Raw genomic sequence first — 23,492 nt, 5'->3', positions numbered from 1 at the left:
GGTTAGACGAGCCCCGCCTGGCGGGCGACGATCGTGACGGTGTCGTTCTCGACCGAGAGGAAGCCGTCGGCCGCCTCCGCCACAACCTTCGAGCCGTCGGCCAGCGTCACGCGAACCTCACCGCTGGCCAGGATCGCGAGCATGGGCTCGTGGCCGGCGAGAATACCGATCTCGCCTTCCGTGGTGCGTGCAACGACCATGGTCGCCTCGCCGGCCCAGACCTGCTGGTCCGCCGAGACAACGCTGACCTTGAGCGGCGCTGCCATGCTTAGCCGTTCTCCTTCTGGATCTGAGCCCACTTCTCTTCGACGTCGCCGATGCCGCCGACGTTGAAGAAGGCCTGCTCGGCCACGTGGTCGAAGTCACCGTTGGAGATCGCGGTGAACGCCTCGATGGTGTCCTTCAGCGGAACCGTGGAGCCCTCGACACCGGTGAACTTCTTCGCCATGTAGGTGTTCTGGGACAGGAACTGCTGGATGCGACGGGCACGCGAAACGGTGACCTTGTCTTCTTCAGAGAGCTCGTCAACACCGAGGATCGCGATGATCTCCTGGAGTTCCTTGTTCTTCTGCAGGATCGCCTTGACGCGAACGGCCGTGTTGTAGTGGTCGGCGCCCAGGTAGCGGGGGTCGAGGATACGGCTGGTCGAGGTGAGCGGGTCAACGGCCGGGTACAGGCCCTTCGACGCGATCTCACGCGACAGCTCGGTCGTCGCGTCGAGGTGCGCGAACGTCGTTGCCGGCGCCGGGTCGGTGTAGTCGTCGGCGGGGACGTAGATCGCCTGCAGCGAGGTGATCGAGTGTCCACGCGTCGAGGTGATGCGCTCCTGGAGGATGCCCATCTCGTCGGCGAGGTTCGGCTGGTAACCCACGGCGGACGGCATGCGGCCCAGCAGGGTCGACACCTCGGAACCGGCCTGGGTGAAGCGGAAGATGTTGTCGATGAAGAGCAGAACGTCCTGCTTCTCCACGTCGCGGAAGTACTCGGCCATGGTCAGGGCGGAGAGCGCGACGCGCAGACGCGTTCCCGGCGGCTCGTCCATCTGGCCGAACACGAGGGCGGTCTTGTCGAAGACGCCCGCCTCTTCCATCTCGGCGATGAGGTCGTTGCCCTCACGGGTACGCTCGCCGACACCGGCGAACACGGACACTCCACCGTGGTCCTGCGCAACGCGCTGGATCATTTCCTGGATCAGGACGGTCTTGCCGACACCGGCACCACCGAAGAGGCCGATCTTTCCGCCGAGAACGTACGGCGTGAGAAGGTCGATGACCTTGATTCCGGTCTCGAACAGCTGGGTCTTGGACTCCAGCTGGTCGAATGCCGGGGGCTTGCGGTGGATGGGCCAGCGCTCGGTGATCTCGATCTTCTCGCCGGGTGCAGCGTTCAGCACCTCGCCGATGACGTTGAATACCTTGCCCTTGGTGACGTTTCCGACGGGTACCGTGATGGGTCCGCCGGTGTCGCGCACTTCCTGGCCGCGGACGAGTCCGTCGGTTGGCTTCAGGGCGATGGCGCGAACGAGGTCGTCGCCGAGGTGCAGTGCGACCTCGAGCGTGATCTCGGTCGACTCTTCGCCGATCGTGATCGTGGTCTTCAGCGCGTTGTAGATGCCCGGGATCGAATCATGCGGGAACTCGATGTCGACGACGGGGCCAGTGACGCGCGCGATTCGGCCCACAGCGCCTGCTGTGTCCTCCGCGCGAACTGGCGCGCTCATGGTGTCAGTCATAGCTCTCTCTTCTCTGGTTACTTCTTGGCGGATGAGAGCGCATCGGCTCCACCCACGATCTCGGAAATCTGCTGGGTGATCTCGGACTGGCGCGCGTTGTTCGACAACCGCGTGTAGTCCGTGATCAGCTTGTCGGCGTTGTCGCTGGCCGACTTCATTGCCTTCTGGCGGCTCGCGTGCTCTGAAGCTGCCGACTGCAACATGGCGTTGAAGAGGCGGCTCTCGATGTACACGGGCAGGAGCCCGTCGAGCACGGACTCGACATCCGGTTCGAACTCGTACAACGGCAGGATTGTCTGCTCGCCCGGCTCTTCGACGCCTTCGACGACCTCGAGGGGAAGCAATCGCACGACCTCGGGAACCTGGGTGACCATGCTCACGAAGCGGTTGTAGACGATATGGATCTCGTCGACGCCGCCGTCCTCCGAGTCCCGCAGGAAGGATTCGAGCAGGGCGTCGCCGATGTCCTTGGCCGTTTCGAACTGGGGCTGGTCGGTTCCGCCGGTCCAGATCCGCTCGGAGGCGCGGCGTCGGAAGCCGAAGTAGGCCACCGCCTTGCGGCCGACGAGGAAGTAGACGACATCCTTGCCCTGGCTGCGCAGCAGCTCGCTGAGCTCTTCGGCCTCGCGCAGCACCTGGGAGCTGAACGCCCCGGCGAGGCCGCGGTCGGACGCGAAGATGAGCACGGCGGCGCGATCGACCCTGGCCGGCTCGGTCGTGAGCACGTGCTCAACGTTCGAGTACGTGGCCACGGCCGATACGGCGCGCGTGATCGCCCGAGAATACGGGGTGGACGCAGCGACCCTCGCCTGCGCCTTCTGAATGCGCGAGGCGGAGATCAGCTCCATGGCCCGAGTGATCTTCTTGGTCGTCTGGGCAGATTTGATCTTCTGCCGGTAGACCCGAAGTTGCGCTCCCATGTGTCTCCTGTGGTTACTTGTCTGTCAACGGATGATCGTGGCGAAGGCGGGTTAGCGCCTGCGCTTCACGATCTTTTCCTGGTTGACGTCTTCTTCGGCGATGGCTTCGAACTGCTCTTTGCCCACGGAAGCGAGCGGCTTGCCCTCGCCCGTCTGGAACTCGAGCTTGAACTTGTCGATCGAGCTGGTCAGCTCGGCGACGGTGTCATCGGAGAGCACGTTCGTCTCGCGCAGCGTCGACAGCACGGTAGTGTTCCGGGCCAGGAAGTCGAGCAACTCGCGCTCGAAACGCAGCACGTCTTCGACCGGGACCTCGTCGAGCTTGCCGTTGATGCCGGCCCAGATCGAAACAACCTGGTCCTCGACCGGGTAGGGCGAGTACTGCGGCTGACGGAGGAGCTCGGTGAGTCGGGCACCGCGAGCGAGCTGGCGACGGCTGGCCGCGTCCAGGTCGGACGCGAACATCGCGAAGGCTTCGAGCGAGCGGTACTGGGCCAGCTCGAGCTTCAGCGTTCCGGAGACCTTCTTGATCGACTTGACCTGCGCGTCGCCACCGACACGGGACACCGAGATGCCCACGTCGACTGCGGGGCGCTGGTTGGCGTTGAACAGGTCGGACTGCAGGAAGATCTGGCCGTCGGTGATCGAGATCACGTTGGTCGGGATGTACGCCGCGACGTCATTGGCCTTGGTTTCGATGATCGGCAGGCCGGTCATCGAGCCGGCACCGAGCTCGTCGGAGAGCTTGGCACAACGCTCGAGCAGACGGGAGTGCAGGTAGAACACGTCACCCGGGTAGGCCTCGCGTCCCGGCGGGCGACGCAGCAGCAGCGAAACGGCGCGGTACGCCTCGGCCTGCTTGGACAGGTCGTCGAAGACGATGAGGACGTGCTTGCCGCCGTACATCCAGTGCTGGCCGATGGCCGAGCCGGTGTAGGGCGCGAGGTACTTGAAGCCGGCCGGGTCAGAGGCCGGGGCAGCGACGATGGTGGTGTACTCCATCGCGCCGGCGTCTTCCAGGGCGCCCTTCACCGAAGCGATGGTGGAGCCCTTCTGGCCAATGGCGACGTAGATGCAGCGAACCTGCTTGTTCGTGTCGCCGGACTCCCAGTTGGCCTTCTGGTTGATGATCGTGTCGATCGCGATGGCCGTCTTGCCGGTCTGGCGGTCACCGATGATCAGCTGGCGCTGGCCGCGGCCGATCGGGATCATGGCGTCGATGGCCTTGATGCCGGTCTGCATCGGCTCGTGCACGGACTTGCGGCTCATGACGCCGGGCGCCTGCAGCTCGAGGGCGCGGCGGCCTTCGGTCGCAATGGCGCCGAGGCCGTCGATCGGGGCGCCGAGCGGGTCGACGACACGGCCGAGGTAGCCGTCGCCGACGGGAACGGAGAGAACCTCGCCGGTGCGGTGCACCTCCATGCCCTCAACGATTCCGCCGAACTCGCCGAGCACGACGACGCCGATCTCATCTTCGTCGAGGTTCTGGGCGAGGCCCAGGGTTCCGTCGGCGAACTTGATGAGCTCGTTGGCCATCACGCCGGGCAGGCCCGAAACGTGGGCAATTCCGTCGCCGGCCGTGGTGACGTAACCCACCTCGGTCGTTGCGGTCTTGTTCGGCTCATAGGACTTCACGAAGTCCTGGAGAGCGTCGCGGATCTCATCCGGGCTGATCGTTAGTTCTGCCATCATCTTCCCTTTTCTGTACTGGGTGTACAGGTCTTGTCATTTTCGAAACGCTGCCGCTTCGAAGTTTCTATGTTCTGGCTGACCGTGGGTCAGCCAGCAAGCTGGAGTCTCAGGTCCTTGAGTCTGGTGGCGATGCTGCCGTCGATCACGTCATCGCCGATCTGAACGCGAACACCGCCGACAAGGCCGGGGTCGACGATCTGGTTGATCGTGAGTTCGCGGCCGTAACGCGCCGCGAGGCTCTTGTTCAGTCGTTCCAGCTGCGCCGGGGCGAGCTCGGTGGCGGAGGTGACCGTCGCAATCGACGTTCCCGACTGGTCCGCCACAACGGATGCCGCGTGGCGCAGCAACTGGCCGATCCGCCGGCCGCGAGGCTGGCGCACCAGGTGCCGAACGATCGCGAGCGTCTGGGGTGAAACCTTGTCGGCCAGCAGCGCGTTCACCAGGTCGAGCTTGGCGTCGGCGCGGCCGAGCTTGCTCGTGAGGGCAAGTTCGAGTCCGGCATCGGAGGACACTGCGGCGGCGAACGCGAACAGTTCGGCCTCGATCAACACGTTCCTCGGCGCGGAAGCGGCGGTTGCCCGCAGCCCCAACTCCTCGATGCCGGCCAGCAGGTCATCCTGGCTGGACCAGCGCACCGAAGCCGCTGCCTTCAACAAGGCAAGGGCGCTCGGGGTGAGGGCGGAGGAGAACACTCGCTCGACGAGAGCAAGTCGTGCCTTCTCGTCCGACGACGAATCAGCCAGCGCGGAACGCAGCTGGGACGAGTCGCCGACAACTCGACCGGCCGTAAACAGGCTTTCGCCCGTCGCCAGATCGACCGAGCTGCCGAGGGCAGCCAGTGCGTCCCTCGACGAGGCCAAAGCTTCTCTGGTGGCGCTTCCCATTACTTAGCTGCTTTCTCCGAGGCCTCAAGGTCGGCCAGGAAACGGTCGACGATGGCGGCGGCCTTCGCGTCGTCGGTCAGGCTCTCGCCGATGACCCCGGACGCCAGGTCGATGGCCAGCGATCCCACTTCTGAGCGGAGCGACACGACTGCTGCCTGGCGCTCTGCCTCGATCTGGGTCTTGGCACCGGCCGCGATGCGTGCGGCCTCGGTCGACGCCAGCTCCTTGTGCTCTGCCACAATCCGCTGACCGTCGGCGCGAGCCTGGTCACGGATCTGGCCGGCTTCGGAACGTGCGTCGGCGAGCTGGGCCGTGTACTGCTCGAGAGCAGCTTCGGCCTTGCGCTGTGCCTCGTCGGCCTTGGCGATGTTGCCTTCAATGGCCTCGGCGCGGTCGTCAAGGAGCTTCTGCATCCTCGGAAGCACGAGCTTCCAGAAGAAGAACAAGATCACCACGAACACGACCGAGGACCAGATGATGTCGTAGATCTCCGGGATGAGCGGATTCTTCTGCTCAGCCTCCGCGGCAGCTGCAATCACTGCGTGAAACATCATGCCTCCTAACTAGGTGTAAAGAGGACTAGACGAAGATGAAGCCGACGGCGATACCAATGAAGGCGAGCGCCTCGGTGAAAGCGATACCGATGTACATCAGGACCTGCAGGCGGCCGGCCAGTTCGGGCTGACGTGCGACACCCTCGATGGTCTTGCCGACGACGATACCGACGCCGATTGCCGGGCCGATGGCTGCGAGGCCGTAACCGACGGTCGCGATGTTGCCGTTGATTGCCGCGAGAACGGTTGTTGCGTCCACGTGTGTTTCCTTCCGTAAGGCGAATAAGGCAGGTGCCGAATTCGTGTTTAGTGTTCCTCAGCCAGCGCGAGCTGGATGTAGACAGCAGTGAGCAGTGCGAAAACGTAGGCCTGCAGAACGGCCACCAGGAGTTCGAACAGCGTGAACGCGAGCCCGAAGGCCAACGTGCCGATGCCGAACGCTTTGAAGCCGCCGTCTGCGGTGAAGAAGAAGAACTGCGTCGCCGCGAAGAAGAGCACCAGGAGCAGGTGGCCGACCACCATGTTCATCAGCAGTCGGAGCGTCAGCGTGATCGGTCGAATCACGAAGGTCGAGATGAACTCGATCGGCGTCACGATGATGTACAGCGCCGGCGGCACGCCGGGCGGGAAGAGTGAGTTGCGGAAGAACTTGCTTGGGCTCTTCTTGACACCGGCGTAAATGAATGCGCCGTAGGCCACGAGGCCCAGGACCAGCGGAGTGCCGATCACGGCCGTGCCCGCGATATTGAGGAACGGGATGACACCGGTGAAGTTCATGAACAGGACCATGAAGAAGATGGTCGTGATCAGGGGCAGGAAGCGCTGCCCGTCCTTCTTGCCGAGCAGGTCCTCGGCGATGTTCACGCGGACGAGGTCCAGGCCCATCTCGACGAGGCTCTGCAAGCGGGTCGGAACGACCTTCATGCGGCGGGTGCCGATCCAGAACACGAGCATCAACACGGCGACCGCGAGGAAACGGATCAGAATGACCCGGTTTATCTCAAACGGGGTGTCCGCGAAGAAGATGGCATCCGGGAAGAATTCGTTGATGGACGGACCGTAAAAAGTTCCGTCGTCAGTGGCAGACGGGACCAGCAGGTTTACAGCGGTTTCTAGCAGCGCTTTCTCCTGTTTCGGGGCGGTGAGCTCGGCTCGCGCAGCGACGGATAAGTGAGAGATTTACGACGCTGTAAGAGCAGTGGCAAACCGGGGTGGGATCGCGTCAACTCTAGCAAGAAACGGGCGTGTAACCCAATCGAGAGGCGAGTCCTGGTGCGGTTCAGTCGTCGCTGGGTGCCTTCGGCAGCGTCACGTCGCTCGCGTACGGCATCCGGCTCTTCATCACGACGACCACGTCGACGACCAGCGAGCCGATCACGCCGGCGATGATGCTGAGCAACAGGACCACGGGCTGGATCCACGGCTGGCCGCGCAGCAGGAACATCAGGGCCAAAAAGACCACGAACTTGACGAGCCACCCGCCCATCACGATTCCGAAGAATGCTCCGATGGCCGCCTCAGAGCCGGCGAAGCGGTTGGCGAGCAGGATGCTGCCTGCCGTGATCCCCATGAACACCACGGCCATGACGGTGCCGATCAGGGCGCTGACCACCCCGGAGGCGCCCGCGACGAGTCCGCCGACGATGGCGCCGATCACCATGATGCCCACTGCCAGGAACGCCCCGTAGACGAGGATCCTGCGAAGAACCGGGACTGAGGTCGGCTGGCTGGGATGGGGCGTCGTGCTGGTCATACGGTCTCCTCGAGTTTCTCTGACGCCTCGTCGAGAGGGTCGAGCAGGGCGGTTGCATCGCTGCTTCCGGGCTCACTGGGTGCGAGCTGGCTGGCGGCCTCGACGGCCTTGCGCCGGCTGAGCGGCGCGAGCGTGACAATGGTGCAGGCCAGCAGCGTGATCACCAGGAACATCGTCGCGTACCAGCTGGGCAGCCCGAAGTAGACCGGCAGCACGAAGTAGAGCAGGCTGCCCACGGAGGCCGCGGCCGTCCAGCCATAGAAGATGAGCACGGCGTGCAGCTGCGAGTGCCCCATGTCGAGGAGGCGGTGGTGCAGGTGCTTCCGGTCTGCGCTGAACGGCGATTTGCCGGCGCGCACACGGCGGAAGACGGCCAGCCCGAAGTCCAGCAGGGGGATGATGAGGATCGCGATGGGCAGGATGATCGGTATGAACGCCGGGAAGAGCTGGGAATTGTTAACCGCGGTCGGGTCGATCTGGCCGGTGATCGCGATGGCGGCAGTGGCCATCAGCAGGCCGACGAGCAGGGCGCCAGCGTCTCCCATGAACAGCTTGGCCGGATGCCAGTTGAGCGGCAGGAACCCGACGCAGGCCCCGACCAGGACCGCTGCGATCAGCGAGGCTAGGTTGAAGTAGTTGGTGGGCGAGGTGTCGCGCACGAGCAGGTAGCTGTAGAGGAAGAACACGCCGTTGGCGATCAGGGCGACGCCGGCAACGAGGCCGTCGAGTCCGTCGATGAAATTGATCATGTTCATCACGATCACGATCGCCATCACGGTGATCAGCATGGACATCCACCCGGATCCGACGGTGAGACCGCCGATCGGGAGCGAGTAGATCTGCACACCCTGCCAGGCCACGAGGCCGGCCGCGATGAACTGCCCGGCGAGCTTGGTCATCCAGTCCAGGTCCCACAGGTCGTCGGCCACGCCCAGCAGCACGATCAGCAGAGCGGCGCCGAGGATCGCCAGGATCTTATTGGGTTCGGCGAAGATCAGCCGGAGGGGCGCGAACTGGGAGGCGACCAGGTAGGAGACGCCGAAGGCGACGAGGATGCCGGCGAACATCGCCACCCCGCCGAGCCGCGGGGTGGGGGTGATGTGCACGTCCCGCGACCGGATCTTCGGGTACAGGCGGTAGCGGTGGCTGAGCTTCAAGACCACGATCGACAGCCCGAAGGTGACCGCCGCGGAGACGAGGGCGAGCAGGACGAAAAGAGTCATGGGTCAGCCTGCGCTGGACGCCTCGCCCGCCGGAGCGGGCGCGCCGTCGGGCCGGGCGGGATCGGGCCGGGCTGCAGGGACCTCGGCAGCGGCGGGCTCGGCGGCAGGGACCTCGGCAGCGGCAGGGACCTCGGCAGCGGCAGGGACCTCGGTCACCGGTGCCGCCTCGGGGGCGAGCGCGTCGCCGATGACGGCCGCAATGGCCTCCCGGGAGATGACGCCGCCGCGCACGATGGTCAGTTTGCCGCCGTTGGTGTCGAAGGCCGTGGCATCCACGATCGTCGACGACGTGTCGCCGGCGCGGTCGCCGATGGGCTCGTAGCCCTCTCCGGCCACTCCCCCGTCGAGGTAGACGGAAACGCTGTTGCCGAGCATTGCCTCGGCTCCCTCGGCGTCGATCGCCGCCGGCAGCCCGCTGCGGTTGGCGGAGGACACGGCGAGCGGGCCCGTCTCGGCGAGCAGCTCCAGCGCAATCTTGTCGCTGGGCATGCGCAGGGCAACGGTTCCCCGGGTCTCGCCGAGGTCCCAGACGAGCGAGGGCTGGGCGTTGAGCACGACGGTCAGGCCGCCGGGCCAGAACTCGGCGACGAGGTCGCGAACCGGCTGCGGAACGTCCTGCGCCAGAGCATCGAGCGTCGGGATGCCGGGGATGAGCACGGGCGGCGGCGACTCGCGGCCGCGACCCTTGGCATCCAGCAGGCGTTGCACTGCGTCGGGGTTGAACGCGTCGGCGGCGATGCCGTAGACGGTGTCGGTGGGGATGACAACGAGCGCGCCGCGGCCGATCGCCGAGCGTGCCAGTCTCATGCCGGTCAGGAGTTCCGTGTCGACCGAGCAGTCATAGATGCGTGTCATATGCGGTCGATTCTAGTGCAGCCGCTGGACGGCCACTCCCCGCGAACCCGCAGTTGTGCGCGTTATCCGGGCGGAATGACGCGCACAACTGCAGTTTCGCGGACGGTGGTCAGGGCGCGAGGGCGGTGGTCGCCCGGTCTCGGGTCGTGTAGTCGCGGTGGGTGGCGGGGGCGCGCCAGCCGTCCTGCGCCAGGAGCGCGCGGATCTCGGCGCCCTGCAGCTCCCCGTGCTCGATCACGAGCACCCCGCCTGGCCGCAGCAGGCGCAACGCCGTGCGGGAGACGTGCCGCACGACATCCAGCCCGTCGGCCCCGCCGTACAGGGCGTGGGCCGGATCGAAGAGACGCACCTCCGGGTCGCGCGGGATGGCGTCGGCCGGGATGTAGGGCGGGTTCGAGATGACCACGGCCACGGTGCCGTCGAGCTCGGGAAGGGCGTCGGCGAGGTCACCGAACACGAGCGTGGCGTTCGCTGCGCCGACCTGGCTGAAGTTCCGGGTCGTCCAGGGGAATGCCTCCGGCGAGTTCTCCACCGCCCAGATCCGCGCGTTCGGCACCTCGACCGCCAGGGCCAGGGCGATGGCGCCGCTGCCCGTTCCGAGGTCCACACCGATCGGCTCCGGGTCTGGCAGCGACCGGAGGGCGTCAATGGCGAACTGGGCCACCTGCTCGGTCTCGGGCCGGGGCACGAAGACGCCGGGGCCGACCTGCAACTCCAGGGAGCGAAATGGCGCACGTCCGGTGATGTGCTGGAGCGGCTCACGGAGCGCCCGGCGCCGGAGCAGCTCCCGGATGGCGACGGCATCCGTGTCGGCAAAGGGGGTGCCGATGATGGCAAGCGCCTGCACCCGGCCGCGGCTCAGCCCGAGCACATGGCCGATCAGGAGATCGGCGTCGACCTCGGCATCGGCGATCCCGGCGAGGGTCAGCTCCCGGGCCGCGTGCGCGCGCATGGCCTCGACGGTGGGCGGAAGGGGGGAATCAGCTGGCGTCACAGTCACCCCGCCAGTGTCACACACGCGAATGCACAGCGTTCACGCACGCAATGAGCCGTAGGCTGAACGAGATTGTTTACCCCGAGCGAAAGGTGCCCTCCGTGGCGGCGAACATCTACTCAGACATTACCGGAGCCGTCGGCGGCACACCGCTCGTGCGGCTGAACCGGATCACGGAGGGTGCGGCCGCGACCGTGCTCGCGAAGCTCGAGTTCTACAACCCCTCAGGCAGCGTGAAGGACCGCATCGGCATCGCCATCGTCGACGCCGCGGAGGCGTCCGGCGAACTGCTTCCCGGCGGCACCATCGTCGAGAGCACGAGCGGCAACACCGGCATCGCCCTGGCGATGGTCGGAGCTGCCCGCGGCTATCGGGTCATCCTCGCGATGCCCGAGTCGGCGAGCAAGGAGCGCCGCGTGCTGCTCCGCGCCTACGGCGCCGAGCTCGTGCTGACCCCGGGGCCCGACGGCATGCGCGGCGCGGTCGAGAAGGCGAAGGAAATCGTCGCGAGCACCCCCGGCGCGATCATGGCCCGTCAGTTCGACAACCCCGCCAACCCGGCCATCCACAAGGCAACGACGGGCGTGGAGATCTGGAACGACACCGACGGGGCTGTCGACATCCTCGTTGCCGGCATCGGCACCGGCGGCACCATCACCGGCACCGGCCGTCTGCTCAAGGAGCGGAAGCCCGAGGTCGTCGTCATCGGCGTCGAGCCGATCGACTCCCCCATCCTCACCGGCGGCACGCCCGGGCCGCACAAGATCCAGGGCATCGGCGCCAACTTCGTGCCGGCCATCCTCGACCGCACCGTCTACGACTCGGTCACCGACGTGACGCTGGCCGATTCCCTCGCGACCGCGCGCCGGCTCGCGACGGATGAGGGCATCCTGGCCGGCATCTCCGGCGGGGCAGCCGTCTGGGCGGCACTGGAGCAGGCAAAACTGCCCGAGAATGCCGGCAAGACCATCGTCGTCATCGTGCCGGGCTTCGGGGAGCGGTACATCTCCACGGTGCTCTACGAGGACTTGCTGGACTAGCGCATGAGACCCATTTCGCGCATCCGTGAGGATGTCGCCATGGCCCGAGCCCATGACCCGGCCGCGCGCAGCGCCAGCGAGGTGTTCCTCACCTACAGCGGGCTGCACGCGGTCTGGGCGTACCGGATTGCGCACAGCTGGTGGGTTGGCGGCCTGCGGTTGCCGGCCAGGATGCTCTCCCAGTTCGCGAGGTTCCTGACCGGCATAGAGATCCACCCCGGTGCGACGATCGGGCGGCGGTTGTTCATCGACCACGGCATGGGCGTCGTCATCGGCGAGACGGCAGAACTCGGCGACGACGTGATGCTCTACCACGCGGTCACCCTGGGCGGCAAGAGCCGACACGGCGTGCAGCGCGGCGCCAAGCGGCATCCGACCCTCGAAGACGGCGTGACGGTCGGCGCCGGGGCGAAGATCCTCGGACCGGTGACGATCGGCGCGTGGAGCACGGTGGGCGCCAACGCCGTCGTCACGAAGGATGCTCCGCCGAAATCCCTGCTCCTCGGGATCCCGGCGACGATACAGCCGGCCTCGGTCGACACGATCGAGACCACACGGGGACTCCACTACTCCGAAGAATAAGACCCGCGAAAACGCAGTTGTGCGCGTTATGAGGGACTCATAACGCGCACAACTGCGTTTTCGCGGTGTGGGTGAGGGGGGACGGGTCAGTCGTGGTCGCCGATTTCGGCGAGGCGGGTCGCCTCGTCGGCGGTGATGCACGACTCGATCACGGCATCCAGGGCGCCGTTCATCACGGTGTCCAGGTTGTACGCCTTGTAGCCCGTGCGGTGGTCGGCGATGCGGTTCTCCGGGAAGTTGTACGTGCGGATGCGCTCCGACCGGTCCATCGTGCGGATCTGGCCCTTGCGAACGAGGGATGCCGCGGCGTCGATCTCTTCCTGCTGACGGGCCAGCACGCGGGCACGCAGAACACGCATGCCGGCTTCCTTGTTCTGGAGCTGGCTCTTCTCGTTCTGCATCGCCACCACGATGCCGGTGGGCAAGTGGGTGATCCGCACGGCGGAGTCGGTCGTGTTGACCGACTGGCCGCCGGGGCCGCTCGACCGGTAGACATCGATCTTGAGGTCGTTCGGGTGAATCTCGACTTCCTCGGGCTCATCCACCTCGGGGAAGACCAGCACGCCGGCCGCCGAGGTGTGGATGCGCCCCTGCGACTCGGTAGCCGGCACCCGCTGCACGCGGTGCACGCCGCCCTCGTACTTCAGGTGCGCCCAGACGCCCTCTGCGGGGTCGCTGGAGTTGCCCTTGATCGCGAGCTGGATGTCCTTGATGCCGCCGAGGTCGCTCGTGGTCTGCTCGATGATCTCGGTTTTCCACCGCTTGGATTCCGCGTAGTGCAGGTACATGCGCAGGAGGTCGGCGGCGAACAGCGCCGATTCGGCGCCGCCCTCCCCCATCTTGATCTCCATGATCACGTCGCGTGCGTCCAGCGGGTCCCGCGGGATCAGCAGGCGCCGCAGCTTCTCGGCTGCGGCCTCCTGCGCCTGAACGAGGTCGGGGATCTCCTCGGCGAAAGACTCGTCTTCGTCCGCGAGTTCGCGGGCGGCATCGAGGTTCTCGCCGATCTCTTTCCACTCGTACCAGGCCGCGATGATGCGGCTCAGTTCGGCATACCGACGGTTGACCTTCTTCGAGCGGGCCGGATTCGCATGCAATTCCGGATCCGCCAACTGGGCCTGCAGCTCGTCGTGCTCAGCCAGCAGGGTCAGGACAGATTCGAACATCAGTGGTCCTTGTCTGACCCGTTCGGGGTCGGCATCGACTTCTGCACCTGCATCAGGAACTCAACGTTGGAGGAGGTCTCCTTGAGGCGGCCGAGGATGACCTCGAGCGCCTGCTGCTGCTCGAGCCCGGCGAGGGCGCGGCGCAGCTTCCAGGTGATCTTGACCTCGTCGGCGCTCATCAGCATCTCCTCGCGGCGGGTGCCGGATGCGTTCACATCGACCGCGGGGAAGATGCGCTTGTCGGCCAGCTGGCGCGACAGGCGAAGCTCCATGTTGCCGGTGCCCTTGAACTCCTCGAAGATGACGTCGTCCATCTTGGAGCCGGTCTCGACGAGCGCCGAGGCGAGGATGGTGAGCGAGCCACCGTTCTCGATGTTGCGTGCGGCTCCGAAGAAACGCTTCGGCGGGTACAGCGCGGATGCGTCGACGCCACCGGAGAGGATCCGGCCCGATGCCGGGGCCGTCAGGTTGTAAGCGCGTCCGAGGCGGGTGATCGAGTCGAGGAGCACGACCACGTCGTGGCCCAGCTCGACCAGACGCTTGGCGCGCTCGATGGCGAGCTCGGCGACGGTCGTGTGGTCCTCGGCCGGACGGTCGAAGGTGGAGGCGATGACCTCACCCTTGACCGTGCGCTGCATGTCGGTGACCTCTTCCGGACGCTCGTCGACCAGGACGACCATGAGGTGAACCTCGGGGTTGTTCGTGGCGATGGCGTTGGCGATCTGCTGCAGGACGATGGTCTTGCCGGCCTTGGGCGGCGAGACGATCAGGCCGCGCTGGCCCTTACCGATCGGCGCGACCAGGTCGATGATGCGCTGCGTCAGCTTGCCCGGCTCGGTCTCGAGGCGCAGGCGCTCCTGCGGGTAGAGCGGAGTGAGCTTCTGGAACTCGACGCGGTTGGCGGCTTCTTCAACGGTGAGGCCGTTGATCGAGTCGACCTTGACGATCGCGTTGTACTTCTGGCGACCGCTCTGGTCGCCCTCGTGCGGCTGACGGATCGAGCCGACAACGGCGTCACCCTTGCGCAGGTTGTACTTCTTGACCTGGCCGAGTGAAACGTACACGTCGCTGGCACCCGGCAGGTAGCCGGAGGTGCGCACGAAGGCGTAGTTGTCGAGAACGTCGAGGATGCCGGCGACCGGGATCAGCACGTCGTCGTCGCTCAGCTCGGGCTCGAAGTCGTCTCCGGTGCTCGGGCCGCGACGCTTGCGGTCACGGAAGCGGTTGCGGTTGCCACGGCCGCCCAGGTCCTCGTCGGGACCGTTGCGGTCCTGACCCTGACGGTCCTGACCCTGACGGTCCTGACCCTGACGGTCCTGACCCTGCTGACGATCCTGGCCCTGCTGGCGATCCTGGCCCTGCTGGCGGTCCTGGCCCTGCTGGCGATCCTGCACCTGCTGGCCCTGCTGGCCCTGCTGACGGTCCTGGCCCTGCTGACGATCCTGGCGGGCGGATGCCTGGCGCTGGTTCTGCTGGCGTCCACCGTCTTCGGTGCGCTCAACGGCCTGGCCGCGGTCGCCGCCGCGGCTGCGGCTGCGGCTGCGGCCCTGGCGAGGCTGCTCGCCCTGCTCGGACTCGTCGGCTGACTCGGTCGACTCGGCTGATTCGGTCGGCTCGCCCTGCTCGGACTCTTCGGTCGGCTGGACGCGTTCGGCCTGCTCGGTCGGCTCAGCGGACCGGGCCTGCTGCTCTTCCTGGTTCCGGGCGTCGATGCTCTCGCGAGCATCGATGCTGTTGCGTGCGCCGCCGCGGCCCCGACGGGCGTTCCGGCCGGAGCCGGCGGTGGCCTCGGTTGCAACCTCGGTGGTTGCCTCGGCTTCAGGCGCGGCCTCGGTGGGCGCTGCCGGAGCAGCCTCGGCCTCGAGCGTCGCGGCGGCGGCCGCGATAACGGTGGCCGAGCTGGCGCGCTTGCGTGCCTGGCGAACCGGCTTCTCGACCGCAACGGGCGGCTGCGCCGCATCGGTGTCGGTGGAGCCGGCGTAGGTCGCCGGTGCGGCGGTCTTGCGGGAGTTGGCGGCGGGCGCATCCGGAAGGATGATGCCGAAGTCGAGGGCACCGTCAGCGCTGACGTGTGCGCCGGCCGGCGCGGCGGTCGCCGTGGTGACGCGACGAGAGGCGCGCTTGCGCGGCGCCTCGGTGACGGCCGGGACAGCGACGTCGGTCGCTGCTTCGGCAACTGCTTCGGCGCTCACGGGAGCGGCGGAGCCGGCGTTCCTGGACTGGATCTCGGAAATTGCTTCCACGAGTTCTCCTTTACGAAGCTTCGAGGCACCCGGGAGGCCCAGCTCGCCGGCCAGAGCCTGGAGCTCGGCGACGCGAAGGGTGTTGAGGTGGGCTGTGCCCGCACCGGAGGTGCGGAGGTTGACATCGGTCACGAAGGGGGTTCCTTTCGCCTGGTGCTCGATGAGCTGAACCAGGAGACATGTTGCAGCGACTGACGCGCTGCGGGTGAACCAATCCGAAGATGGAAAGGATTGGCGTAAACCACACAGCCACGCACGTAAGACGCGATAGCAGTGAGTTACAGGGAATACACCGGAGAACAGATCCGCACGTTACGCGGTTTCTATCGGGTGCAGTTCGACTCTAACACTCCACCCCGGCACGCCGACGAATCCGCGCACGACACGCGGCCCCCAATCCGAGTGTGGCGGCCGCGGAGGCCGGCGGCCTACGTGTCGGTGCGGGTGACCGTCGCGCCCTGGGAGTCCACGGCCAGCATGAGCGCCTGCCACGGGGTCTCCGAGCGCGCGGCGACGAGGTCGGCCGCCACGAGTCGCTGGCCTGGATCGCTGGCGAGCACGAGCACGGATGGCCCGGCACCGGAGACGACGGCGGCGAACCCGTGCTCGCGCAGCAGCGTGATCAACCGGTCGGTTTCGGGCATCGCGGCGGCGCGGTAACGCTGGTGGAGCTTGTCTTCCGTGCCCGCGAGGAGCAGTTCGGGGCTCTGGATCAGCGCGGCGATGAGCAGCGCCGACCGGGACACGTTGAAGACGGCGTCCTCGTGGGGAACCGACTCGGGCTGGAGGCTCCGGGCGAGCGCGGTCGACATGGCGTGCTCCGGCACGAGGACCAGGGGCTTCACCCCGCGGTGCACGATGAGCTTCTTGTGCCGCGGACCCTCCGGCGTCACCCAGGCGATCGTGAGGCCGCCGAACAGGGCGGGCGCGACATTGTCCGGGTGGCCTTCGAGCTCGGTCGCCAGGGACAGGAGCGCCTCGGCGTCGATGTCGACGATGCCCTCGAGCAGCCCCTTCGCGGCCACGATGCCGGACACGATGGCCGCACCCGACGATCCGAGGCCCCGTCCGTGCGGGATCACGTTGTGGGCGACCAGCTTCAGGCCGGGCAGGTCCTGGCCGTACGCGGCGAAGGTGTGCGCGATGGCCCGGACGACGAGGTTGGTTTCGTCGGTGGGGACTTCACCCTCGCCGACGCCGTGTACCTCGACGAGCACGCCGGGGGTGTCCACGACGGTGACGTCGAGGTGGTCGTAGAGGGCCAGGGCCAGGCCGAGGGTGTCGAACCCCGGGCCCAGGTTGGCCGTGGTCGCCGGCACCTGCACGGTGACCGCACGGCCGGACAGGACCGGCCGGCCGGCCAGTGCGCTGGTCGTGGTCATGCCTTCGCCAGGCCCAGCACGGAGGCGATCTCGGCCGTGTCGACGGGCACGATCGTCGGCTTCACGTCGGAGCCGTCGGGGGTGCGCAGGGCCCACTGGGGGTCTTTCAGGCCGTGGCCGGTGACCGTGAGCACCACGGTGGAGCCGGCCGGGATGTGCCCGGACTCGGCACGTTCGAGTAGTCCGGCGACGCTGATCGCGGAGGCCGGCTCGACGAAAATGCCGACCTCGGCCGAGAGGATGCGCTGGGCCTCGAGGATCTTCTCATCGGTGATGGCGCCGAAGTATCCGTTGCTCTCCTCGCGGGCGTTGATCGCCAGCTCCCACGACGCCGGGTTGCCGATGCGGATGGCGCTGGCGATGGTCTCGGGGTGCTCGACCCGGTGGCCGAGCACGAGCGGGGCGCTGCCCGCGGCCTGGAAGCCGAACATCCGCGGCAGTTTCGTGGTCGCACCGCGCACGAGCTCTTCGCTGTAGCCGCGGTAGTAGGCGGTGTAGTTGCCGGCGTTGCCGACCGGGACGAAGTGGAAGTCGGGGGCGTCCCCGAGCACCTCGACCACCTCGAACGCGGCGGTCTTCTGGCCCTCGATGCGGTCGGGGTTGACGGAGTTCACGAGGTGCACCGGGTAGTTGGTCGCGAGCTCGCGCGCGATGTCGAGGCAGTCGTCGAAGTTGCCCTGCACCTGGAGCAGCTGGGCGTTGTGGGCGATCGCCTGGCTGAGCTTGCCCATGGCGATCTTGCCTTCGGGCACCAGCACGACCGCGGTCAGCCCGGCGTGGGTCGCGTAGGCGGCGGCGGAGGCCGAGGTGTTGCCGGTCGAGGCGCAAATGACGGCCTTGGCGCCGGCCTCGACGGCCTTCGAGATGGCCATGGTCATGCCGCGGTCCTTGAACGACCCGGTCGGGTTCATGCCTTCGTACTTGACCCAGACCTTCGCGCCCGTGCGGGCGGAGAGGGCCGCGGCCGGAATGAGCGGGGTTCCGCCTTCGCCGAGGGTGACGATCGGCGTGGCATCCGTGATGTTCAGGCGGTCCGCGTACTCGTGCAGCACGCCGCGCCACTGCCTCGACACGGGCCGGCGGGACTTGTCTTCGCTGGACATCAGACTCCTTCAACTCTCAAAACGGATGCGACCTGGGTGACAACGGGGTTGGCCGCCAGGTCATTGACGGTCGCGGCGAGCGCGGCCTCGGTGGCCTCGTGAGTTCCAATCACAAGGGTAGCCGTGGACGAAACGGGCGCGTGGCTGGCGGTTCCCGGCTGCGCGGGCGTCATCGACTGCTCCACGAGCGCGAGCGAAACATGGTGGTCGGCGAACACGCTCGCGATGGTGGCGAGCACGCCGGGCTCGTCGGTGACCTCGAGGGTGACCGCGTAGCGCGTGGTCACGCTGCCGATGTCGAAAACGGGAAGGTCGGCGTGGCTGGACGCCGCAAACCCGGGCCCGCCGGCGACGTGCCGCCTGGCGAGCGACACGAGGTCGCCGAGCACTGCGGATGCCGTCTCCACTCCCCCGGCGCCGGCGCCGTAGAACATCAGACTGCCGGCGGCCTCCGCCTCGACGAAGACGGCGTTGTTGGCGCCGTGCACCGCTGCGAGCGGGTGGCTGCGGGGCACCATGGCCGGGTAGACCCTGGCCGACACCCCTGCGCGGCCCTCTTCGTCGACGAGCCGCTCGCAGATCGCGAGCAGCTTGACGACATAGCCGGCCTTCCGGGCCGATTCGATCTGTTCCGGCGTGACCGACGTGATGCCCTCGCGGTACACGGATGCGAGGGGGACGGTGGTGTGGAAGGCCAGGCTGGCGAGGATCGCGGCCTTCTGCGCCGCGTCGTAGCCGCCGATGTCCGCGGTCGGGTCTGCTTCGGCGTAGCCGAGCTCGGTGGCGACGGCCAGGGCTTCCTCGAGGGTATCGCCGGCGACATCCATCCGGTCGAGGATGAAGTTCGTGGTGCCGTTGACGATGCCGAGGATGCGGTTGACCTGGTCGCCGGCCAGGCTGTCGCGCAGCGGGCGCACAATGGGGATGGCGCCGGCAACGGCAGCCTCGTAGTTGAGTTGGGCGCCGACGTGATCGGCGGCCTCAAACAGTTCCGGGCCGTGGGCGGCGAGCAGCGCCTTGTTGGCGGTGACGACATCCGCGCCGGAGTTGATCGCCATCAGGATGTAGCTGCGGGCCGGCTCGAGGCCGCCGATCAGCTCGATCACCACGTCCGCGCCGAGGATGAGGGATTCGGCATCCGTCGTGAACAGCTCCTGCGGCAGGTCGACCGTGCGCTCGGCGTTGACGTCGCGCACCAGGATGCCGACGAGGTCGAGCCCGGCGCCCACCCGGTTCGCGAGTTCCTCCTTCTGTTCGAGCAGCAGTCGCGCCACCTGGGCACCGACGGAGCCGCCGCCGAGCAGGGCAACACGCAGGTTGCGGTATTCGATCATCGGAGAACGTCCTTTTGTTCGGTGGTCGAGCCTGTCGAGACCCCCGTGTCGCGCGCCAGCAGGTCCGCGATGCTCTCGCCCCGCACGAGCACGCGCGCGGCGCCGTCCCGCACGGCGACGACCGGGGCCCGGCCCTGGAAGTTGTAGTTGTTCGACAGCGACCAGCAGTATGCCCCGGTCGCCGGCACCGCGAGCAGGTCGCCCGGTGCCACGTCGGCGGGCAAGTAGTCGGCGTCCACGACGATGTCGCCGCTTTCGCAGTGCTTGCCGGCGATGCGCACGAGCGCCGGAGCGGCGCCCGACACGCGATCGGCGATCCGCACCGAGTAGTCGGCTCCGTACAGCGCCGGGCGGGCGTTGTCGCTCATCCCGCCGTCAATGCTCACGTAGAGCCGGGTTCCCCCGGCCACCTCGACCGGTTTGATCGTGCCCACCTCGTACAGGGTGACCCCGGCCGGGCCGATGATGGCTCGCCCGGGCTCGAAGGCGATCGCGGGAATCGGGATGCCGCGGCGCCGGCACTCGACGGACACGATGTCGGCCAGCCCGGCGGCGAGTTCGTGGATGGGGGTGGGCGCGTCGGCGGTCGTGTAGGCGATGCCGAATCCGCCGCCCAGGTTGAGCTCGGGAACGGGGCCGTCGGCGAGGAGGCCTGCGTGCACGGCGAGGAGCCGGGCGGCCGACTCGGCGAACCCGTCCACGCCGAAGATCTGCGAGCCGATGTGGCAGTGCAGGCCGAGGAAGCGGAGGCTCTGTTCGGCGCGGATGGCGGCGACCAGGCGAGGCGCATCCTCGAGCACGACGCCGAACTTCTGGTCTTCGTGCGCCGTCGCGAGGAATTCGTGGGTGTGGGCGTGCACCCCGCTGTTGACCCGCAGGCGCACGGCCTGGACCGTGCCGTTGCGCGCGGCGGCTGCGGCGACACGGTCGATTTCGATCGGACTGTCGATGATGATCGTTCCCACGCCCACCCGGGTGGCCTCGTCGATTTCGGCGAGCGACTTGTTGTTGCCGTGGAAGCCGAGCCTGGCCGGGTCGACGCCTGCTGCCAGGGCGACGGCGAGCTCGCCGCCGGTGCAGATGTCGATGTTGAGCCCCTCGGCCACCATCCAGCGGGCGACCTCGGTCGACAGGAAGGCCTTGCCGGCGTAGTACACCCGCGCCGAGGTGCCGATGCGCGCGAACTCGGCCTCGAAGGCCGTGCGGAGTGCGGCCGCGCGGGTGCGGGCATCCGTTTCGTCAATGACGTACAGCGGCGTGCCGAACTCGGCGGCCAGTGCGGAGGCGGTCACACCGCCGATCACCAGCTCACCATCGGCGTTGCGCGTCGTCGTCGACGGCCAGAGTCCCTCGGCGAGGTCGTTGGCGTCGCCGGGCAGGCTGAGCCAGTCGGGGGCGAGCGGATTGGTGGCCACGAGTGAAAACCTCATTGCAAATCGAGTGTGTGTCTCACTCGGCGGCGAGCGAACCCGGATTGGTCCCTGGAGCCAGGGAGGAGAAGTCGCCGTCAACGGTGGGGGCGAGTTACCGCAGATTCTAGCGAACGCGTGGTGTGCGTGCCGAATCAGCCGGCCGAGCAGGAGCCCAGGGTGGTGAGCGACTGCCGGGTGAGCATCAGCGTGCTCGACTCCAGCTTAATGCGTGCGCGCTCGGGTGTGACGTCCACGCCCGCCAGTGTTACGCCGTCGGGCAGGTACTGGGCGATGCAGATGGAGAGAGGCTCCTGGCCGAGGATGAGCGGGATGACGCCGCTCACGTCAACGCTGCCGGCGTCGCTCGTGAGGTCGGCGCCGGTCGGGGTGAAGAGCAGGCTGTCCGCCGAGGTGCTCGGGGTTGCCGTGGCCTCGTAGCCGATCTCGAAACCGAACACGGGGAACGTGCCGGAATAGCTCACCTCACCCGTGCCGAGGGTGAGTTCGGCGTCGCCGGTCTCTCCGCCGGCGGCGAGGAGGGTGTTGAGCGACTCCTGCCCCAGGTCGACGGTGCCCGTCACGTCGCGGACGGGCTTCGTCCGGTCCACCGGTACGCCGCTCGCCACCACGTGCACGGCCGCCGGAACGCCGTCCAGGGCGAACGTCGGGGCATCCAGCTCGACCCGGTCGAAGCTCCCTGCGAGGTACTGGGCAATCACCGAGGCGCCGCCGATCGACACATCGACGTCGCCCGTCGCTCCCTCGGGGAGGTTGGCTGTGATCTCGGCCTTGACGCGGTCTTCGGCCAGGGCACGCAGGCCCGAGTCGACGATGAAGAACGCGACCACGAGCCCGACCACCAGGACGACGGAGATGACGAGCGCGCCGATCCCCCGGCGTTTGCCGGCCATCGCTACATCCGCTCCGGCGCCGATACGCCAAGCAGGCCGAGGCCGTTGCGGATGACCTGGCCAGTGGCGTCGTTGAGCCAGAGCCGGGTGCGGTGCAGGTCGGTCACGGGCTCGTCGCCCAGCGGGATGACGCGGCAGTTGTCGTACCAACGGTGGTAATAGCCGGCGAGCTCTTCGATGTAGCGGGCGATTCGGTGCGGCTCGCGCAGCTCCGCGGCCAGCGCGACGATGCGCGGGTACTCCTGCAGCACGCCGAGCAGCGCGGACTCGGAGTCGTGGGTGAGCATTTCCGGCGCGAACGCCGTGCGCTCCACCCCGGAGGTTGCCGCGTTGCGGGCGACCGAACGGGTGCGGGCGTGCGCGTATTGAACGTAGAAGACCGGGTTGTCGTTGGTGCGCTTGCCCCACTGGTCGAGGTCGATGTCGACCTGCGAGTCGCTGCTGGAGCGCACGAGCGCGTACCGCCCGGCATCCACGCCGACGGCGTCGACGAGGTCGTCGAGGGTGACGATGGTTCCGGCGCGCTTGCTCATCCGCACCGGCTCGCCCTCGCGGACGAGGTTGACCATCTGACCGATCAGGATCTCGTGGTGTTGCCCCGGGATGTCGCCGAATGCCTCGGTCATGGCCATCAGACGGCCGACATAGCCGTGGTGGTCGGCGCCGAGCATGACCAGGTTCTGGTCGAAGCCGCGCTCGCGCTTGTCGAGGTAGTAGCCGAGGTCGCCGGAGATGTACGCCGGCTCGCCGCTCGAGCGGATGATCACACGGTCGCGGTCGTCGCCGAACGTGGTCGTGCGCAGCCAGATGGCACCCTCGGACTCGAAGATATGGCCCTGCTCGCGCAGGCGTTCGATCGCGCGCTCGACCGCACCGGACTCGTGCAGGGAATCCTCGTGGAAGAAGACGTCGAAGTCGACGCCGAAGCTGTGCAGCTTGTCCTTGATCTCGGTGAACATGAGATCAACGCCGATCGATCGGAAGACCTCCTGCTGCTCGTCGCGCGGCAGCGCGGCGAGGTCGCCTTCGTAGAGTTCGACCACCTTGTTGGCGATGTCGGAGATGTACGCACCGCCGTAGCCGTCCTCCGGCGTGGGCTCCCCCAGGTAGCTGGCGAGCACGCTGCGGGCGAAACGGTCGATCTGCGAACCGTGGTCGTTGAAGTAGTACTCGCGCGTGACATCCGCGCCCTCCGCCTTGAGCACCCGGGCGAGGCTGTCACCGACGGCGGCCCACCGGACGCCGCCCATGTGGATCGGACCGGTCGGGTTGGCCGAGACGAACTCGAGGTTGATCTTGATGCCGGCATAGGTGGATCCCGTGCCGTAGTTTTCGCCGGCGTCGACGATCGTCTTCGCGAGCGCTCCGGCTGCCGCCGCTTCCAGGCGGATGTTGATGAAGCCGGGGCCGGCCACCTCGACGGAGGCCACGCCGGGGATCTGCTCGAGCCCGGCGGCCAGTTCGCCGGCGATTTCGCGCGGGTTGGCGCCGAGGGCCTTGGCGATCTTCATCGAGATGCTGGACGCCCAGTCGCCGTGGTCGCGGTTCCTGGGCCGTTCGAGGGTGACGTCGGCGACGGTCAGTCCCAGGTCAGCGCTCGCGCTGCCGGCCTCCCGACGACGCTCGATCAGGCGCAGGACGAGGTCGAACAGGGATTGAGAAAGTTCAGCAGGGGTCACGGCGTTCAATCCTACCGGCCGCCCCTGTTGGTA

General features: G+C 67.4%; 22 protein-coding genes. 2 read left to right on the top strand and 20 right to left on the bottom strand.

Annotated elements, in window-relative coordinates; translation table 11 throughout:
* Positions 1–2: 2 nt before the first annotated feature.
* The 12 genes from E3T54_RS15715 to prmC all read right to left on the bottom strand — a co-directional run bounded on the left by E3T54_RS15715 (position 3) and on the right by prmC (position 10,565).
* A complete protein-coding gene (locus tag E3T54_RS15715; RefSeq protein ID WP_092321647.1) occupies positions 3–266 on the bottom strand; it encodes a F0F1 ATP synthase subunit epsilon in 264 nt (87 codons plus the stop codon).
* Positions 267–268: 2 nt separating this feature from the next.
* Positions 269–1,732: a F0F1 ATP synthase subunit beta gene (atpD, locus tag E3T54_RS15710; RefSeq protein WP_092321648.1), complete on the bottom strand. Its 1,464-nt coding sequence runs from the start codon at positions 1,730–1,732 to the stop codon at positions 269–271.
* A 17-nt stretch (positions 1,733–1,749) separates the two neighbouring features.
* Positions 1,750–2,652 carry a F0F1 ATP synthase subunit gamma gene (locus E3T54_RS15705; RefSeq protein ID WP_092321650.1) on the bottom strand — a complete coding sequence of 301 codons (903 nt, stop codon included), beginning with the start codon at positions 2,650–2,652 and terminating at the stop codon, positions 1,750–1,752.
* 51 nt (positions 2,653–2,703) lie between these two features.
* Positions 2,704–4,341 carry a F0F1 ATP synthase subunit alpha gene (gene atpA / locus E3T54_RS15700; protein ID WP_092321734.1) on the bottom strand — a complete coding sequence of 546 codons (1,638 nt, stop codon included), beginning with the start codon at positions 4,339–4,341 and terminating at the stop codon, positions 2,704–2,706.
* 89 nt (positions 4,342–4,430) lie between these two features.
* Complete coding sequence (locus E3T54_RS15695) at positions 4,431–5,228, bottom strand: F0F1 ATP synthase subunit delta (protein WP_092321651.1); 798 nt, start codon at positions 5,226–5,228, stop codon at positions 4,431–4,433.
* Positions 5,228–5,779 (bottom strand): F0F1 ATP synthase subunit B, encoded by a 552-nt coding sequence (locus E3T54_RS15690; RefSeq protein ID WP_092321653.1) that lies wholly within the window; start codon positions 5,777–5,779, stop codon positions 5,228–5,230. Before E3T54_RS15690 ends, E3T54_RS15695 begins: the two co-directional genes overlap by 1 nt.
* A 28-nt stretch (positions 5,780–5,807) precedes the next feature.
* The gene (gene atpE, locus E3T54_RS15685) at positions 5,808–6,041 is read right to left on the bottom strand and encodes a F0F1 ATP synthase subunit C (RefSeq protein WP_092321654.1); all 234 of its coding nucleotides are present in this window, start codon (positions 6,039–6,041) and stop codon (positions 5,808–5,810) included.
* 47 nt (positions 6,042–6,088) lie between these two features.
* Positions 6,089–6,880, bottom strand: coding sequence for a F0F1 ATP synthase subunit A (gene atpB, locus E3T54_RS15680; RefSeq protein ID WP_370255640.1), 792 nt, complete (start codon positions 6,878–6,880; stop codon positions 6,089–6,091).
* 181 nt (positions 6,881–7,061) lie between these two features.
* Positions 7,062–7,535 (bottom strand): hypothetical protein, encoded by a 474-nt coding sequence (locus E3T54_RS15675; protein ID WP_092321657.1) that lies wholly within the window; start codon positions 7,533–7,535, stop codon positions 7,062–7,064.
* A complete protein-coding gene (locus E3T54_RS15670; protein WP_134476476.1) occupies positions 7,532–8,758 on the bottom strand; it encodes an MraY family glycosyltransferase in 1,227 nt (408 codons plus the stop codon). Before E3T54_RS15670 ends, E3T54_RS15675 begins: the two co-directional genes overlap by 4 nt.
* Before the next feature lie 3 nt (positions 8,759–8,761).
* Positions 8,762–9,613, bottom strand: coding sequence for an L-threonylcarbamoyladenylate synthase (locus tag E3T54_RS15665; protein ID WP_134476475.1), 852 nt, complete (start codon positions 9,611–9,613; stop codon positions 8,762–8,764).
* Positions 9,614–9,722: 109 nt separating this feature from the next.
* The gene (prmC, locus tag E3T54_RS15660) at positions 9,723–10,565 is read right to left on the bottom strand and encodes a peptide chain release factor N(5)-glutamine methyltransferase (protein WP_134476562.1); all 843 of its coding nucleotides are present in this window, start codon (positions 10,563–10,565) and stop codon (positions 9,723–9,725) included.
* 92 nt (positions 10,566–10,657) lie between these two features.
* Here prmC and cysK point away from each other — a divergent pair, with 92 nt between their 5' ends.
* Positions 10,658–11,647 carry a cysteine synthase A gene (gene cysK, locus E3T54_RS15655; RefSeq protein WP_174775356.1) on the top strand — a complete coding sequence of 330 codons (990 nt, stop codon included), beginning with the start codon at positions 10,658–10,660 and terminating at the stop codon, positions 11,645–11,647.
* 3 nt (positions 11,648–11,650) lie between these two features.
* Positions 11,651–12,229 (top strand): serine O-acetyltransferase EpsC, encoded by a 579-nt coding sequence (gene epsC / locus E3T54_RS15650; protein WP_092321663.1) that lies wholly within the window; start codon positions 11,651–11,653, stop codon positions 12,227–12,229.
* An 86-nt stretch (positions 12,230–12,315) separates the two neighbouring features.
* On the opposite strand, the gene prfA is transcribed toward epsC, so the two are convergent.
* The 8 genes from prfA to argS all read right to left on the bottom strand — a co-directional run bounded on the left by prfA (position 12,316) and on the right by argS (position 23,459).
* Positions 12,316–13,395, bottom strand: a complete 1,080-nt coding sequence (gene prfA, locus E3T54_RS15645; protein ID WP_134476474.1) for a peptide chain release factor 1 — start codon at positions 13,393–13,395, stop codon at positions 12,316–12,318.
* Positions 13,395–15,770, bottom strand: coding sequence for a transcription termination factor Rho (gene rho / locus E3T54_RS15640; protein ID WP_134476473.1), 2,376 nt, complete (start codon positions 15,768–15,770; stop codon positions 13,395–13,397). Before rho ends, prfA begins: the two co-directional genes overlap by 1 nt.
* Before the next feature lie 296 nt (positions 15,771–16,066).
* A complete protein-coding gene (gene thrB, locus E3T54_RS15635) occupies positions 16,067–17,020 on the bottom strand; it encodes a homoserine kinase (RefSeq protein ID WP_134476472.1) in 954 nt (317 codons plus the stop codon).
* Positions 17,017–18,123 (bottom strand): threonine synthase, encoded by a 1,107-nt coding sequence (gene thrC, locus E3T54_RS15630; RefSeq protein WP_370255622.1) that lies wholly within the window; start codon positions 18,121–18,123, stop codon positions 17,017–17,019. The genes thrB and thrC overlap by 4 nt, the downstream gene beginning before the upstream one ends.
* Entirely contained in the window at positions 18,123–19,457 is a 1,335-nt protein-coding gene (locus tag E3T54_RS15625; protein WP_134476471.1) for a homoserine dehydrogenase, read from the bottom strand. The genes thrC and E3T54_RS15625 overlap by 1 nt, the downstream gene beginning before the upstream one ends.
* Positions 19,454–20,887 (bottom strand): diaminopimelate decarboxylase, encoded by a 1,434-nt coding sequence (gene lysA, locus E3T54_RS15620; RefSeq protein WP_134476470.1) that lies wholly within the window; start codon positions 20,885–20,887, stop codon positions 19,454–19,456. Before lysA ends, E3T54_RS15625 begins: the two co-directional genes overlap by 4 nt.
* Positions 20,888–21,021: 134 nt before the next feature.
* A complete protein-coding gene (locus E3T54_RS15615; RefSeq protein ID WP_134476469.1) occupies positions 21,022–21,780 on the bottom strand; it encodes a DUF2993 domain-containing protein in 759 nt (252 codons plus the stop codon).
* A 2-nt stretch (positions 21,781–21,782) separates the two neighbouring features.
* Entirely contained in the window at positions 21,783–23,459 is a 1,677-nt protein-coding gene (gene argS, locus E3T54_RS15610) for an arginine--tRNA ligase (RefSeq protein WP_134476468.1), read from the bottom strand.
* Between the last annotated feature and the right edge of the window lie 33 nt (positions 23,460–23,492).

This window comes from Cryobacterium sp. Sr8 (genome assembly GCF_004403225.1).
Taxonomy (GTDB): domain Bacteria; phylum Actinomycetota; class Actinomycetes; order Actinomycetales; family Microbacteriaceae; genus Cryobacterium; species Cryobacterium psychrotolerans.
This window is presented reverse-complemented; position numbering and strand designations above follow the sequence as displayed.